Raw genomic sequence first — 14,237 nt, forward strand, 5'->3', positions numbered from 1 at the left:
CGGTGCCTTAGGGTGAACGGGTGACCAGGATCATCGCGGGAGACGCCGGAGGACTGCGCCTCGCGGTTCCCTCGGCGGGCACGCGTCCCACGAGCGACCGCGTGCGCGAGTCGCTCTTCGGTGCGCTGGAGTCGGCTGATGCCGTGACCGGCGCGCGGACGCTGGACCTCTACGCGGGTTCGGGTGCGCTCGGACTCGAGGCTCTCAGCCGGGGGGCTGCCTCCGCCGACCTCGTCGAACTGTCCAAGGCCGCGGCAGGCATCGTCCGGCGCAACGCGGACGCGGTCTCGCGCGCTACGGGCAGGCCCGCCCGGGTGCACCATCTCGGCGTGCACGCGTTTCTGCTGCGTGCTTCCGGACCCTTCGACCTGGTGTTCTCCGACCCGCCCTACGACCTCGACGACGCGGCGATGACCGCTGACCTCCTTGCGCTCGCTCCTCTGCTGGCCGACGACGCCCTGGTCGTCATCGAACGCGCGAAGCGCTCCACGCCGCCGGATCTCGCCGCCGCCGGGCTCGAGCAGGTGCGCGCCAAGGTCTACGGCGACACGGCGCTGTGGTGGGCTCAGCCCGCGGTCGCGTCCCAGTCGCGGTAGGGATCCCAGCCTGAGACGTCGACCGGAGCGCCGTCGCACAGGACGGCGGCGGAACCGCGCTCGCGCACGATCCCGATCTCTCGGAATCCCGGAGCCAGCCGGTCCGGGGGGAACGTCGCCAGCAGCGCGTGGTCCTCGCCTCCGGCCAGAGCGCGCCGAGGGTCCGCCCCCAGTCGGTCGCCGTGGAGTTCCAGCGTCACCTCCGAAGCGTCCGCCAGCCGACCGGCGTCCAGCGCCAGCCCGTCCGAGACATCCATCAGGGCGGTCGCACCGGCTGTCGCGGCGGCGGCGCCGAGTCCGACCGGCGGGCGCGGGCGCAATTGCGCAGCCACGGCATCCGCTTCTCCCTCCGCGAGCAGCGCGGGGTCCACGGGGACGGGACGATCCCCGTCGCGGAAGCGTCCGAACAGTACGGCGAGACCGCGTGCGGCGTGGCCGACCTCGCCGGCGATGGCGACGACATCGCCGGGCCTGGCACCGGAGCGGGTGACCGGTGCGCGTCCTTCCAGATCGCCGAGCGCCGTGACGGCGATCGTCAGCACGTCCGACGTGGTCAGGTCCCCTCCCACGACCGCGCACCCGGGAGCGAGCGCGTCGCAGGCGTCTCGGAAGCCGTCGGCGAGCCGCTCGACGAAGGACAGGCGCATGTCGCGGGGAACAGCCAGCGCGACGAGCAGCGCCGTGGGCCGCGCCCCCATCGCCGCGATGTCGGCGAGGTTCACGGCGGCGGCCTTCCATCCGAGGTCATGGCCGCTGGACCAGGCGAGGCGGAAGTCCGGCCCGTGCACGAGCGTGTCGGCGGTGGCGACGACGGAGCCGCTCGGCGCGGCGATGACGGCTGCGTCGTCGCCGGGCCCGAGCAGGGTATGGATCGCGGGCGGCGTCCTGGTCAGGATCGCCTGCAGGATCCGCCCCTCGGAGAGCTCGGACAGGCGCGGATCATCGTCGGCTGAACGGGAGGGCATGCAGTCAAAGGTAGCCTGGAAGCATGCGTTCCCGTCTCGCCGCCGCCGCCGTTCTGCTGCTCGGAACGGCCCTGCTCGGCGGGTGCGCGAGCACCGTGCATCTCGAGCCCGCGCCCGCCGCCAACGACCCGCTCTGCGCCGAGGTGATCGTCAGCCTGCAGAACACGAACACGCTGGCGGGCCAGGACCGGCGCTGGACGGATGCCCAGGCGACCGCGGCCTGGGGCGCACCTTCCTCCGCCATCCTGCTGACCTGCGGCCTGGAGAAGCCTGCGCCGACCAGCGAGTTGCAGTGCGTGACGCTCGAGGGCGTGGACTGGCTGGTCGACGCCTCCGAGACGCCGATGGTGCGGCTCACGACCTACGGCCGCGAGCCCGCCGTGCAGATGTACATCGACACCGGCGTCGTGAGCTCCAACGACGTGATCAGCAACCGCGGCATCGTGGGTGCGGTCACCTCCATCCCCGCGGACGGCAAGTGCACCGCCCCGGACGAACTGCCCGAGGACTACGACCCGGATGCCGAGAGCTGACGCCCCTCAGTCGCGCAGCCCGGCTTCGATGAGTTCGGTGATGAGCTCGGTGTAGGTCAGCCCGGACGCGATCCAGCACTTCGGGAACATCGAGATCGGCGTGAAGCCGGGCATGGTGTTCAGCTCGTTCACCACGAGCTCCCCCGCCGGCGTCAGGAACATGTCGACGCGGGCGAGGCCGCGGCCGTCGACCGCCTCGAAGGCGCGGACGCCGACCTCCTGGATCGCGGCGGTCTCAGCATCCGTCAGGGTCGCCGGGCAGATGACGTCCACGCCGTCGCCGCCCAGGTACTTGCCCTCGAAGTCGTAGAAGCCTCGCGAGGTGAGGACGATCTCCCCCGGCACCGAGGCACGGGGACCGTCGGCCCGGTCGAGGATCGCCACCTCGATCTCGCGGCCGGAGACACCCGACTCGATGAGGACCTTGTCGTCCTCGGCGAAGGCCACCTCCAGCGCGGCATCGAGCTCGGAGGGATCGGACACCTTCGAGACCCCGACGCTGGAGCCGGCCCTGGCCGGCTTGACGAACAGCGGCAGGCCGAAGGCCGTGGCGGTGGCGCGCACGAGCTCGGTGTCCGCCGCCCAGTCGCGGCGACGGATCGTCATCCAGGGGGCGACCTGGATGCCCGCCGCCTGCAACGCGATCTTCATGAAGTGCTTGTCCATGCACAGCGCGGAATCCAGCACGCCGCCTCCGGCGTAGGGCACCTCCAGCGTGTCGAAGAACCCCTGGATCGTGCCGTCCTCGCCGTGCGGGCCGTGCAGGATCGGCAGCACCACGTCGATCTCGCCATGGCCCGTGATCGAGCCGTCCGGCGCCACGACGCGCAGCGTGCGGTCCCCTCCGGGCTCTGGCCAGAGGATCCGCGTGCCGTTGTCCGCCACCTCGGGCAGATGCGCCGCGTCCAGGGCGAACTTCTCCGGGTCGTCCGCTTCGAGGACGAACGCGCCCTCGCGGGTGATCCCGACCGGGATCACCTCGTACCGGTCACGATCGATCGCGTGCAGCACCCCGCCCGCCGTCGCGGAGCTGATCGAGTGCTCGCTGGAACGCCCGCCGAAGAGCACCACCACCGTCTGCTTTGCCATGATTGGTCCTCTCCCCCTGCGGGGTGTCGTCGTCTGTCGTCAGGTGCGGCGCGATGTCGCGAGGGTTCATGGTGCCGTCGAGCACCATCTTCACCTGCTGCACGATGGGCATGTCCACGTCGGCCTCGTGCGCGAGCTGCAGGATGGGCGCCACCGAGGCGAGCCCCTCGGCGGTCTGCTGCATCTGCGCGACCACGTCCTGGAATCCGTATCCCTGTCCGAGCAGCCGTCCAGCCGTGTTGTTACGGCTCAGCGGCGACTGGCACGTGGCGATCAGGTCTCCGAGGCCGGCGAGTCCCTGCAGGGTCCCGGGCTGAGCGCCGTAGGCGACCGCGAAGTCCGTCATCTCCACGAGACCGCGGGTGATGATCGACGCCTTCGTGTTCTCGCCGTATCCGACGCCGTCCACGATCCCGATCGCCACGGCGATGAGGTTCTTCAGCACGCCGCCGAACTCGGTCCCGATCACGTCCGTGTTCACGAACGTGCGGAAGTAGGAGTTGCGCGCTGCCCTGGCCACCGTGTCGGCAGTGTCCTGACTGCGCGAGGAGATCACCGCCGCCGTGGGCTGCTCGCGGGCGATCTCGAGCGCCAGGTTGGGTCCGGACGCCACTGCGATCCGCGCCGGATCGCAGTCGAGCTCGTGCTCGATGACCTGGCTCATGCGCTGCCCGGTGCCGCGCTCTACGCCCTTCATCAGGCTGACGATGGGCGCGGGTCCCTCCGCGATCAGGGGGCGCAGCGTCTTGAGATTCTCGCGCAGGGTCTGGCTGGGCACCGAGAGGTAGATCTGCTCGGCGCCGTCGAGCGCGGCCGCGAGGTCGTGCGTCGCATCGATCGAGCGGGGCAGGTTGATCCCCGGCAGGTATCGCGAGTTGCGCTTCGCCTCCGCGATCTCCTGCGCGAGCTCGGGCCGGCGCGCCCACATCGTCACCCGGGCGCCGCCGTCGGCGAGGATCTTTCCGAAGGTCGTGCCCCAGCTTCCGGCGCCGACGACGACCACTCTGGGGCCCGTGGCGGGGATTCGTCTAGGAGTCAAGGCGTCCGGTCTCCTTCTGGCCGTGATCGGCCGGGTTCCACCGTTCGGCGGGAGCCTTCTCGTTGCGGATCTGCTCGAGCAGGGCGGTGATCGCGTCCATCAGACGTGCGGTGGCCTCGTTGAGCGCTGTGGCGTCGCCGGCGCGCCCCTTCAGATCGGACAGGTCGATCGGGTCACCGATGATGATCCGGACGGGCTTGCGCGGCGGCCACAGCTTCAGCCCCTTCTGGTAGCGACCCATGATGTCCTGCGTGCCCCACTGCGCCATCGGGATGAGCGGGATGTCACCCGCCAGCGCCAGCCGGACCGCACCGGACTTGCCGCGCATCGGCCACAGGGCGGGATCGCGCGTCAGCGTCCCCTCGGGGTACACGATCACGCCCCGGCCGTGCTCCACGAGCTCGGTGGACTGTGCCATCGTCTGCTTCGCCGCCGACGCGGACGAGGCGCGCGCGACCGGGATCATGCCGGTCGCCCGCAGCGCCGCCCCGACGACCGGAACTCGGAACAGGCTCTCCTTCGCCATGAAGCGCGGCGCACGCCCTAGGCGCCACACCGCGGCAGCCACGATGAGCGGATCGAACTCCGAGTAGTGGTTCGGGGCGAGCACGTAGGCGCCCTCGCGGGGCAGCTTCTCCCGCCCGATGAAGGTCATCTTCGACAGGTAGGACACGATCGGAATGACCACGATCGCGAGCAGCCAGAACAGACTCGGACGGGACTTCTCGGGTGACCGGGAGCCCATGTCGCTCACCGGACGACGTCGAAGTCGGCGCCCAGGGCGTCGAGCTTGGCCAGGAACTTCTCGTATCCGCGGCTGAGGATGTCGACGCCCGAGACTTGCGACTGGCCCTGAGCGGTCAGCGCTGCGATCACGTGGCTGTACCCGCCGCGCAGATCCGGAACGACGATGTCGGCGCCATGCAGCGGCGTGGGGCCTGTGATGACGGCGGCCTGCTCGAGCTCACGACGCGGCACGCGGCGCGGTCCGTCCTGAAGGCCGTGCGGGTGCACGACGATGTCGGCGCCCATCTTGACGAGAGCCTGCGTGAATCCGAACCGGTTCTCGTACACCGTCTCGTGGACGATCGAGCGCCCGTCGGCCTGCGTGAGAGCCACGATGAGCGGCTGCTGCCAGTCGGTCATGAAGCCCGGGTGCACGTCGGTCTCGACGATCACGGGCTGGAGGTCTCCGCCTCGGCGGAACAGGATGCCGTCCTCCTGAATGTCGAACCAGCCGCCCGCCTTGCGGAAGACGTTGAGGAACGTGAGCATCTCCTGCTGCTTCGCTCCGCCGACGAAGATCTCGCCATCTGTCGCGAGTGCGGCGGACGCCCAGGATGCTGCCTCGTTGCGGTCGAAGATCGAGCGGTGGTCGTAGCCGCGCAGGCTGTCGACGCCCTCGATGAGGATCACGCGGTTCGGCTCGTAGGAGATGATCGCGCCCATCTTCTGCAGCACGGCGATCAGGTCCATGATCTCGGGCTCGATGGCCGCGTTGCGCAGTTCCGTGGTCCCCTGGGCGCGGACGGCCGTCAGCAGCACCTGCTCGGTCGCCCCGACGCTCGGATACGGCAGGTGGATGCTGGCACCGTGCAGGCGCTGCGGGGCCGACAGGCGGATGCCGCTGGGCAGCTTCTCGACGATCGCACCGAACTTGCGCAGCGCGTCGAGGTGGAAGTCGATCGGGCGGTCGCCAATGCGGCAGCCGCCGAGGTCGGGGATGAACGCCTGGCCGAGCCGGTGCAGCAGCGGGCCGCAGAACAGGATCGGGATGCGGGAGGCCCCGGCGTGCGCGTCGATCTCCTCCATGTGGGCGGATTCGACGCCGCTGGGGTCGAAGACGAGGGAGCCTGGCTCATCGCCCTCCTCCACCCGGACGCCGTGCACCTCAAGGAGCGAGCGCACCACGGCGACGTCGCTGAGGTCGGGCACGTCGCGCAGCGTGCTGGAGGTCTCGCCGAGGAGAGTGGCGACCATCGCCTTGGTGGCGAGGTTCTTCGCCCCCTTCACATCGACGCGTCCCCGCAGCGGGTGCCCTCCGCGGATGGCGATGACATCCCCGCTCAACGAGGGAAGGCCGTCCTGGAGTACGTCGCGCAGGGGTGTCGTCATTCGGGGCCTCACTTCACTTCCACGGATCACGGCGTCAGCCGCCGGGGCGGATGCCCCAGGCTCACGGTCCCCGCTCAGCGAACGGGAAGGGTCCGTGGCCGCCACGATTCGCGGCGGGCCTCGAACTGCGCGATCTTGTCTTCATTGCGCAGCGTGAGCCCGATGTCATCGAGCCCTTCGAGGAGCCGCCATCTAGTGTAATCGTCCACCCCGATGGTGGCCTGGAAGCGACCGATCGTGGCGGTGCGCGCCTCGAGATCGACCGTGATGGAGCGGCCGGGCTCCTCGTCGATCAGCGTCCAGATCGTCTCCAGGTCCTGCTCGGAGATCGTGGCGGCGAGCAGTCCCTGCTTGCCGGAGTTGCCGCGGAAGATGTCGGCGAACCGCGGGCTCAGCACCACTTTGAAGCCGTAGTCGCGCAGCGCCCAGACGGCGTGCTCGCGGCTGGATCCGGTTCCGAAGTCGGGTCCGGCGACGAGGACGGATGCCCCCTGGAACGCGTCCTGGTTGAGCACGAAGTCCGGATCCTGGCGCCACGCGTGGAACAGCGCGTCATCGAATCCGGTCTTGGTGACCCTCTTGAGGAAGACCGCGGGGATGATCTGGTCGGTGTCGACGTTCGATCGCTTCAGCGGGGCTGCGACGCCGGTGTGCGTGGTGAACTTCTCCATGGCTCAGACTCCCGCCATCTCTTCGATCGGTGCGAGATCGCTCGGGCTGGACAGCGTGCCGCGCACCGCGGTCGCCGCCGCGACGAGCGGCGAGACGAGGTGCGTCCGTCCGCCCTTGCCCTGCCGGCCCTCGAAGTTGCGGTTCGAGGTGGAGGCGCAGCGCTCGCCCGGTGCGAGCTGATCCGGGTTCATGCCCAGGCACATCGAGCAGCCCGCGAAGCGCCACTCCGCGCCGAAGTCGGTGAAGATCCTGTCCAGCCCCTCGGCCTCGGCCTCCAGGCGCACGCGAGCGGAGCCGGGGACGACCATGACGCGCACGCCGTCCGCCTTCTTGCGCCCCTTCACGATCGACGCGAAGGCCCGCAGGTCCTCGATCCGGCTGTTCGTGCAGGAGCCCATGAACACGGCGTCCACCGGGACCTCCTTGAGCGGAGTGCCCGGCGTCAGGTCCATGTACTCCAGTGCGCGCTCCGCCGCGGCGCGCTCGTTCGGGTCCGAGATCTGCGCCGGGTCGGGAACGGATGCCGACAGCGAACTGCCCTGCCCGGGGTTGGTTCCCCAGGTGACGAAGGGCTCCAGTTCGTCGGCGTCGATGAACACCTCGGCGTCGAACACCGCCCCCTCGTCGGTGGGCAGCGTCCGCCAGTACGCGACGGCATCCTCCCAGTCCTGTCCCTGAGGCGCGTGCGGCTTGTCCTTGACGTAGGCGAAAGTGGTCTCGTCGGGTGCGACCATGCCGGCCCGGGCACCGGCTTCGATCGACATGTTGCAGATCGTCATGCGCCCTTCCATGGAGAGCGCGCGGATCGCACTGCCTCGGAACTCCAGGACGTAGCCCTGGCCGCCGCCGGTGCCGATCTTCGCGATCACCGCGAGGATGATGTCCTTGGCGCTGACGCCGGGCTTCAGTTCGCCCTCGACCGTGATCGCCATGGTCTTGAAGGGCTTCAGAGGCAGCGTCTGCGTCGCCATGACGTGCTCGACCTCACTGGTGCCGATGCCGAAGGCCATGGCGCCGAACGCACCGTGTGTCGACGTATGCGAGTCGCCGCACACGACCGTGATGCCGGGCATCGTCAGGCCGAGCTGCGGACCGACGACGTGCACGATCCCCTGCTCGGCATCGCCCAGCGAGTGGATGCGCACGCCGAACTCCTCGGCGTTTCGGCGCAGGGTGTCGATCTGGGTTCGACTGGTGAGGTCCGCGATCGGCTTGTCGATGTCGAGGGTCGGGGTGTTGTGATCCTCGGTCGCGATCGTGAGGTCGAGCCGGCGCAGCGGACGGCCCTCGGTGCGCAGGCCGTCGAACGCCTGGGGGCTGGTGACCTCGTGGACCAGGTGCAGGTCGATGTAGATGAGGTCGGGTTCGCCGTTCTCGCCTCTCACGACGAGATGGTCGTCCCACACCTTCTCGGCGAGGGTGCGCGGGCGGGCGGGAATGTCGGTCGGGTCGATGGTCATGCGTCTTTCGTCTCCTGGAATCGCAGGGCGGCCCACGCGGGACTCCGCGACGAGAAAGGCCTAGATCGAGGTCTCGTCGCGGCTGCTAAGAAGGAGAACCACCCGCCGCATGCCGGTCAGTTTACACCGCTGCGACGGGTGGTCCTCGCCATCATGACCACGGTCAGTGGGTCGGCGGCTCCGGGTGCAGCTCCTGCGGAGCGCGACGCTTGTCCTTCGCCGAGGCGATGAGGCTGGCGATCGTGGCGACGCCCATCGAGACGAGGATGACGGTGAGCGACAGCCAGATCGGGATGTCCGGCGCCCACGCGATGTGCTGTCCGCCGTTGATGAACGGCAGCTCGTTGACGTGCATCGCGTGCAGGATGAGCTTCACGCCGATGAAGCCGAGGATGACGGCGATGCCGTAGTGGAGGTAGCGCAGGCGGTCCAGCAGATCGCCGAGCAGGAAGTACAGCTGGCGCAGGCCCATGAGCGCGAAGATGTTCGCGGTGAAGACCAGGAAGCTGTTGTGCGTGATGCTGAAGATCGCGGGGATCGAGTCGATCGCGAACATCAGGTCGGTGACCCCGATCGCGACGAACACCATGATCATCGGCGTCCACATGCGCTTGCCGTCGACGACCGTGCGGAGCTTGCCCTCGTCGTACTCGTCGCTGATGTCGATCCGGCGGCGCAGCATCCGGACGATGAAGTTCTCGCGCTTGGCCTCGCCCTCATGGTCGCCCTCGGGCATGGCCTGACGGATCGCCGTCCAGATGAGGAAGGCGCCGAAGATGTAGAAGATCGGCGAGAAGTTCTCGATGATCGCGACGCCCAGCAGGATGAAGATGCCGCGCAGCACGAGCGCGATGATGATGCCGACCATCAGCACCTGCTGCTGCAGACGCCGCGGCACGGCGAACTGCGCCATGATCAGCACGAACACGAACAGGTTGTCGATCGACAGGCTGTACTCGAGCGCCCAGCCGGTGAGGAACTCGCCGGCGTACTGGCCTCCGGCGATGAAGTAGAGAAGACCCGCGAAGACCAGGGCGAGGCCGACGTAGAAGGCCACCCACAGGGAGGACTCCTTGGTCGAGGGGATGTGCGGCCGCAGGCGCACGAGAAGCAGGTCGCCGATGAGGATGAGGGTGAGGACCACCAGCGAGGTGACTTCGAACCAGACGGGGATTACCAAGGGCGCACGGCACCTTTCGAGAGGGGACGGGAAAGAACCGAAAGTCTCTCCCACGCACCGAGTGCGCCGCACCCCCGGAGCAACGCTGTCGGTGCTCGTGATGACGAGGGCGCGAGGACGGGATACTCCCTCTCGCAGGTATTCATCGTAGCGGAGGTTCCCGGGCCCGATCGGCCATGATGGAATAGTCGCCGTGACTTCTCAGATCGACACCTCTGCCGACCCGCTCGAGACACCGCCGCGCAACGCTTGGGCGCGGTCCATCGGATCGCTGATCTTCGTCAGTCGCTGGCTTCAGGCTCCGCTGTACATCGGGCTCATCGTCGCTCAGCTCGTGTACGTCATCGTCTTCATGGTCGAGCTGTGGCACCTGATCGTCGAGGTGGTCGCCCACCCGACCGAGATCAACGAAGCCGTGATCATGCTCGCCGTCCTCGGCCTGATCGACGTCGTCATGATCGCGAACCTGCTCATCATGGTCATCATCGGCGGGTACGAGACCTTCGTCTCGCGAATCGACACCCAAGGCCACCCCGATCAGCCGGAGTGGCTCTCGCACGTCAACGCGAACGTGCTCAAGGTCAAGCTCGCGATGGCCATCATCGGCATCTCGTCCATCCATCTGCTGAAGACGTTCATCGCCGTCGGCGACCTGGACCAGGGCGGCAGCACCTTCGAGGGCACGAGATACACCCCCACCGGCGTCCTCTGGCAGGTCGTGATCCACATGGTGTTCATCGTCTCCGCCCTCGCGCTGGCCTGGATCGACCGGATGTCTCAGAAGACCGCCATCGCCGCGCATCACGAGGCCACTCACTGATCACGCGTCGATTCTGAGACGATGAGGCATCCTCCGACACTTCCCGGGTGAGAGACACCGAACGGAGGCAGGATGCCGGAACGATCGGAAGACCAGGAACGGGCGGCCAGGGCCGCGGCGGGTGATGAGAGCGCCTTCCGCGCGATCTACCGTGCGCACGTCCGGCCGGTCTACTGGATCGCGCACGGCATCCTCGGCTCGGCCGCGGATGCGGAGGACGTGACGCAGGAGACGTTCGTCGTGGCCTGGCGGAAGCTGCGGAAGCTGGAGCTCGCGGGCGATTCGCTGCTGCCCTGGCTGGCGACCATCTGCCGATTCCAGGCGGCGAACCGTCTGCGGCGCCGGATCCGCGACCGTGAGAACACGACGGATGCTGCGGACGAGGCGATCCCGGCCACGGTGAGCGTCGAGGAGCAGGTCATTTCGGCCGAGCTCGCCGCCCGCATCACCGCCGAGATCGGAACGCTCGGCGAACTGGACCGCGAGATCTTCCGGCTGTGCGCCTCCGAGGGCTACGCCTACCAGGCAGCTGCCGACGAGCTCGGCGTCAGCCACGCCGTCGTCCGCAATCGTCTCTCCCGTGTGCGCACGCAATTGCGCGGCACCGTCCAGGAAGTGAGAGACGCATGAACGAGCAGAGCACTGCTCTCCCCGAGCTGTCCGATGAGGCCGTGGCCCGCATCGAGGACGCCGTGTTCGACCGCATCGCAGACGAGCCGGCGAGAGCACTCCCGTCGTCGGCCGTGCGCGGCAGGCGCCGGCGGCGCTTGCTGACCGGCGCCGGCATCGCGGCGGCGTTCGCCCTCGGCATCCTTGTCACTCCCCCGATCCTGAACTCGGTCACCGCCACGTCGATCGTCGGGCTGTCGAGCTCGGATGAGGGCGGCGCTGCGCCGGAGATCGCCGCCGTGCCGGAGAGCGCCGGACAGTCGGATGGCGTCGCCCAGGAGAACGCGGCCGGGGCCGACACGGCCGTCGCCGAGGCGGATCGCGAGATCATCGCCACCGCGAACGCGAGCGTCGAGGTTGAGGACGTGTCCGATGCCGTGAGCGAGATCGGCGCGCTCGCCGATCAGCACGGCGGATACGTCGAGAGCACGAGCGTCTCGCGCAACACGTCGACGACGGACACGAGCATGCCCGTCCAGCCTGCTCCGGGATACGGCTGGATCAGCATCCGTGTCCCGTCCGCCGAGCTCACAGCCGTCATCGCGGAACTGGGCGATACGGGCCAGGTGCTGTCGTCGTCGATCACCAAGCAGGACGTCACCTCGACGGCCATCGATCTTCGCGCACGGGTCGACGCCCTCGAGGCGTCCGTCGCCCGACTCACCGAGCTGATGTCCCAGTCCGGCTCGGTCTCGGAGCTGATCGAGGCCGAGGTCGCGCTGACCGATCGGCAAGCGGAGCTGGAGTCCTACCAGCAGCAGTTGACCGCGCTCGAGGATCAGGTGGCCATGTCGTCGCTGCAGATCGAGCTCGTGCCCGAGGCGACCACGACGAAGGCCGATCCGGCCGGATTCTCGGACGGCCTGCTCGCCGGCTGGAACGGACTGATCGTCTCGCTCAACGCCCTGGTGATCGCCATCGGCTTCCTGCTGCCCTGGCTCGCGGTCGCCGCAGTCGTGCTCCTGATCGTCTGGCTGATCCGACGGTCGCGCCGGCGGCGGCGAGCGGGTCTTGACTCCTCAGAAGCCTGATTTTCCGGGATATACAAGAAGTCTTGTGAGAATGGGCCTCCGCGCTTAGCGTTGCCTGCGTGGAACCGATCTCCGTCATCACCGCCGTGCACCATCCGCTGCGCCGGCGCATCATCGATCACCTCGTGCTGCACGACGCGACCCAGGTGGGAACGCTCGCGCATGCACTGGACGCGCAGGTGGGCAGCATCAGCCATCATCTGCGGATGCTGCAGAAGGCCGGCGTCGTCGAACAGGCCGAAGACCCGAACGGGGACCGGCGAACGAGCTGGTGGCGCCTCGCACGCCGCAAATTCAGCTGGTCCGAGGCGGACTTCTCCTCCCCCGCCGACGCCCTGCTCGCGCGGGAGGCGCAACGGGCCAACGTCCGCCATCAGCTCGAGCTGCTGCAGCGCTGGCATCGTGTCTCGCGCGACAGCGAGATCGAGGGCTTCGCGACCGACACGCTGAGCTGGGCGACGCCCGATGAGCTGCGCGACCTCGGACAGCGCCTGAACGCCCTGCTGGACGAGTGGCGCGCCGACATCGACCGCTCGGACGGACAGGACCGGCTTCCGGTGTTCTTCTTCGCCCACGGCTTCCCGACGGAGGTGTGACGTGACCACGACGGCCGAACCCCGGATGCTGCACCGGCCCCCCGCCTTCTCGCGGGACCGCATGGTGCAGGCGTGGCTGCTGGTGAAAGCTCTCTCCGATGCCGGGGATGCGATCTTCACGATCGCCTTCGCCTGGACGGCGGTGCAGATCGCCTCCCCGGCGATCGCGGGACTCGTGATCGCCGCCGGCACGCTCCCCCGCGCGATCGTGCTGCTGATCGGGGGTGCCTATGCCGATCGCGGCGACGCCCGGCGTCTCATGATCGTCTTCAATGCGATCCGCGTCGGCGTCCTCGTGACCGTCGCGATCTGGTGCCTCGCGACGCCACCGACCGTGGCGCTGCTGCTCATCGCCAGCATCGCCTTCGGACTCTGCGACGCGTTCTTCGAGCCGGCCGCCGGGACGATGCCCCGTCAGCTCGTCGCCCCATCCGACCTGCCCGCGTATTCGGCGTTGAGCCAGACGCTGTCCCGTCTCGGCACGATGGCGGGCTCCGCGGCCGGAGGCTTCCTCGTCGCCCTGTTCGGCATCGTCGGCAGCGCCGGCGTGAACACGCTGACCTACACGGTCGTGATCGTGTTCATCGTGCTCTGGCTGCGACCGCGATTCTCGCTTCCTCGCGCCTCGTCCGAGCAGAGCGTCCTGCGCGGCGTCGCGGACGGGTTCCGGCACCTGCGGACCGAGCGCGCCACTCGCACCCTCGTCATCGCGCTGTCGGGACTGAACCTCGCCGTCGGGCCCGCAATCTCGATCGGCATCCCGCTGCAGGCCACGCAACGAGGCTGGGGGGCCGGAGCCGTCGGCATCTTCGAGGCTCTCGTCGGCGGCGGGGCGATGATCGGCGCGCTGATCGTCGTCCGGTGGCGGCCGCGGCACGAGGCCCGCGGCGCCTTCCTCGCTCTGATCGTGCAGGGTGCGGGCATCGTGGCGCTCGGTATCGGATCGCCGTTCGTCGTCGGCGCGGGGAGCTTCGTGATCGGCGTCACCGCCGGCTTCGCCTCGGCCCTGCTCGGCGCGACGTTCGCGGCGACCGCCGCTCCCGACTTCCTGGGGAGACTCGGATCGATCCTGCGGCTGGGCGACGACTGCCTGATGCCGGTGGCCATGGCGGCGTTCGGCGCGATCGCGGGACTGCTCCCGCTGTGGGTGCCGTTCGCGCTCTACGGCGGGGCCATGGCGCTGCTGATGACCGTGCCGCTCAGCAACCGCGCGTTCCGGACGATGTCGTTGCGCCGCGAGGACGCCGAGACTTCGGATGCCGGATCCGAGGATGCGGAGCCTGTGAATCCCTGATCGGATGCGGAGACGCGAAAACCCCCGGACGAACCGGGGGTTTTCGGTGTTGCGGTGACCCCAGCGGGATTCGAACCCGCGTTACCGCCGTGAGAGGGCGGCGTACTAGGCCGCTATACGATGGGGCCGTCTTGCGGAGCGTTTCCGTCCCGCGACAACCGTTCAAGTATGCCACGGG

15 protein-coding genes and 1 tRNA gene are annotated in these 14,237 nt (G+C 68.8%); 7 read left to right on the forward strand and 9 right to left on the reverse strand.

Annotation, left to right across the window (positions count from 1 at the left end):
* Nucleotides 1-20 precede the first annotated feature (20 nt).
* Complete coding sequence (rsmD, locus tag AC3RXZ_RS03245) at nt 21-596, forward strand: 16S rRNA (guanine(966)-N(2))-methyltransferase RsmD (RefSeq protein ID WP_243225328.1); 576 nt, start codon at nt 21-23, stop codon at nt 594-596.
* Here the strand turns inward: rsmD and thiL are convergent.
* Nucleotides 566-1,561, reverse strand: a complete 996-nt coding sequence (gene thiL / locus AC3RXZ_RS03250) for a thiamine-phosphate kinase (RefSeq protein WP_491493153.1) — start codon at nt 1,559-1,561, stop codon at nt 566-568. The two genes, rsmD and thiL, sit on opposite strands and share 31 nt — an antisense overlap.
* A gap of 23 nt (nt 1,562-1,584) precedes the next feature.
* Between thiL and AC3RXZ_RS03255 the strand changes: the two genes are divergently transcribed.
* Nucleotides 1,585-2,094 carry a DUF3515 family protein gene (locus AC3RXZ_RS03255; RefSeq protein ID WP_243225322.1) on the forward strand — a complete coding sequence of 170 codons (510 nt, stop codon included), beginning with the start codon at nt 1,585-1,587 and terminating at the stop codon, nt 2,092-2,094.
* A 6-nt stretch (nt 2,095-2,100) separates the two neighbouring features.
* Here AC3RXZ_RS03255 and AC3RXZ_RS03260 read toward each other — a convergent pair whose 3' ends face one another.
* From AC3RXZ_RS03260 to AC3RXZ_RS03290, 7 genes are all read right to left on the reverse strand, one after another.
* Nucleotides 2,101-3,183, reverse strand: a complete 1,083-nt coding sequence (locus AC3RXZ_RS03260; RefSeq protein ID WP_491493154.1) for a D-alanine--D-alanine ligase family protein — start codon at nt 3,181-3,183, stop codon at nt 2,101-2,103.
* Nucleotides 3,083-4,222 (reverse strand): NAD(P)H-dependent glycerol-3-phosphate dehydrogenase, encoded by a 1,140-nt coding sequence (locus AC3RXZ_RS03265; protein ID WP_491493155.1) that lies wholly within the window; start codon nt 4,220-4,222, stop codon nt 3,083-3,085. Before AC3RXZ_RS03265 ends, AC3RXZ_RS03260 begins: the two co-directional genes overlap by 101 nt.
* Nucleotides 4,212-4,967 (reverse strand): lysophospholipid acyltransferase family protein, encoded by a 756-nt coding sequence (locus tag AC3RXZ_RS03270; RefSeq protein WP_491493499.1) that lies wholly within the window; start codon nt 4,965-4,967, stop codon nt 4,212-4,214. The genes AC3RXZ_RS03265 and AC3RXZ_RS03270 overlap by 11 nt, the downstream gene beginning before the upstream one ends.
* Before the next feature lie 5 nt (nt 4,968-4,972).
* Complete coding sequence (murA, locus tag AC3RXZ_RS03275) at nt 4,973-6,337, reverse strand: UDP-N-acetylglucosamine 1-carboxyvinyltransferase (protein WP_243225312.1); 1,365 nt, start codon at nt 6,335-6,337, stop codon at nt 4,973-4,975.
* Between the two features lie 74 nt (nt 6,338-6,411).
* On the reverse strand, nt 6,412-7,008 hold the full coding sequence (leuD, locus tag AC3RXZ_RS03280; protein WP_491493156.1) for a 3-isopropylmalate dehydratase small subunit: 597 nt from the start codon (nt 7,006-7,008) through the stop codon (nt 6,412-6,414).
* Nucleotides 7,009-7,011: 3 nt separating this feature from the next.
* Nucleotides 7,012-8,469 (reverse strand): 3-isopropylmalate dehydratase large subunit, encoded by a 1,458-nt coding sequence (gene leuC, locus AC3RXZ_RS03285; RefSeq protein WP_491493157.1) that lies wholly within the window; start codon nt 8,467-8,469, stop codon nt 7,012-7,014.
* 163 nt (nt 8,470-8,632) lie between these two features.
* Entirely contained in the window at nt 8,633-9,649 is a 1,017-nt protein-coding gene (locus AC3RXZ_RS03290) for a TerC family protein (RefSeq protein WP_491493158.1), read from the reverse strand.
* A gap of 193 nt (nt 9,650-9,842) precedes the next feature.
* On the opposite strand from AC3RXZ_RS03290, the gene AC3RXZ_RS03295 reads away from it, so the two are divergent.
* From AC3RXZ_RS03295 to AC3RXZ_RS03315, 5 genes are all read left to right on the forward strand, one after another.
* Entirely contained in the window at nt 9,843-10,469 is a 627-nt protein-coding gene (locus tag AC3RXZ_RS03295; RefSeq protein ID WP_491493159.1) for a TIGR00645 family protein, read from the forward strand.
* 72 nt (nt 10,470-10,541) lie between these two features.
* Nucleotides 10,542-11,099, forward strand: coding sequence for an RNA polymerase sigma factor (locus AC3RXZ_RS03300; protein ID WP_491493160.1), 558 nt, complete (start codon nt 10,542-10,544; stop codon nt 11,097-11,099).
* Nucleotides 11,096-12,169, forward strand: coding sequence for a DUF4349 domain-containing protein (locus tag AC3RXZ_RS03305; RefSeq protein ID WP_491493161.1), 1,074 nt, complete (start codon nt 11,096-11,098; stop codon nt 12,167-12,169). Before AC3RXZ_RS03300 ends, AC3RXZ_RS03305 begins: the two co-directional genes overlap by 4 nt.
* Nucleotides 12,170-12,228: 59 nt before the next feature.
* Nucleotides 12,229-12,765, forward strand: a complete 537-nt coding sequence (locus tag AC3RXZ_RS03310) for an ArsR family transcriptional regulator (protein ID WP_491493162.1) — start codon at nt 12,229-12,231, stop codon at nt 12,763-12,765.
* Nucleotide 12,766: 1 nt separating this feature from the next.
* A complete protein-coding gene (locus tag AC3RXZ_RS03315; RefSeq protein WP_491493163.1) occupies nt 12,767-14,059 on the forward strand; it encodes an MFS transporter in 1,293 nt (430 codons plus the stop codon).
* 55 nt (nt 14,060-14,114) lie between these two features.
* Here the strand turns inward: AC3RXZ_RS03315 and AC3RXZ_RS03320 are convergent.
* A tRNA-Glu gene (locus tag AC3RXZ_RS03320) sits at nt 14,115-14,187 on the reverse strand.
* Nucleotides 14,188-14,237 lie beyond the last annotated feature (50 nt).

The organism is Microbacterium cucumeris (assembly GCF_058349845.2).

Excerpts from the sequence above, each read along its gene's own strand:
- thiL (WP_491493153.1), bottom strand. The coding sequence starts at position 1,561 with ATGCCCTCCCGTTCAGCCGACGATGATCCGCGCCTGTCCGAGCTCTCC.
- murA (WP_243225312.1), bottom strand. The coding sequence starts at position 6,337 with ATGACGACACCCCTGCGCGACGTACTCCAGGACGGCCTTCCCTCGTTG.
- leuD (WP_491493156.1), bottom strand. The coding sequence starts at position 7,008 with ATGGAGAAGTTCACCACGCACACCGGCGTCGCAGCCCCGCTGAAGCGA.
- AC3RXZ_RS03305 (WP_491493161.1), top strand. The coding sequence starts at position 11,096 with ATGAACGAGCAGAGCACTGCTCTCCCCGAGCTGTCCGATGAGGCCGTG.
- AC3RXZ_RS03260 (WP_491493154.1), bottom strand. The coding sequence starts at position 3,183 with ATGGCAAAGCAGACGGTGGTGGTGCTCTTCGGCGGGCGTTCCAGCGAG.
- leuC (WP_491493157.1), bottom strand. The coding sequence starts at position 8,469 with ATGACCATCGACCCGACCGACATTCCCGCCCGCCCGCGCACCCTCGCC.
- AC3RXZ_RS03300 (WP_491493160.1), top strand. The coding sequence starts at position 10,542 with ATGCCGGAACGATCGGAAGACCAGGAACGGGCGGCCAGGGCCGCGGCG.
- AC3RXZ_RS03255 (WP_243225322.1), top strand. The coding sequence starts at position 1,585 with ATGCGTTCCCGTCTCGCCGCCGCCGCCGTTCTGCTGCTCGGAACGGCC.
- AC3RXZ_RS03270 (WP_491493499.1), bottom strand. The coding sequence starts at position 4,967 with ATGGGCTCCCGGTCACCCGAGAAGTCCCGTCCGAGTCTGTTCTGGCTG.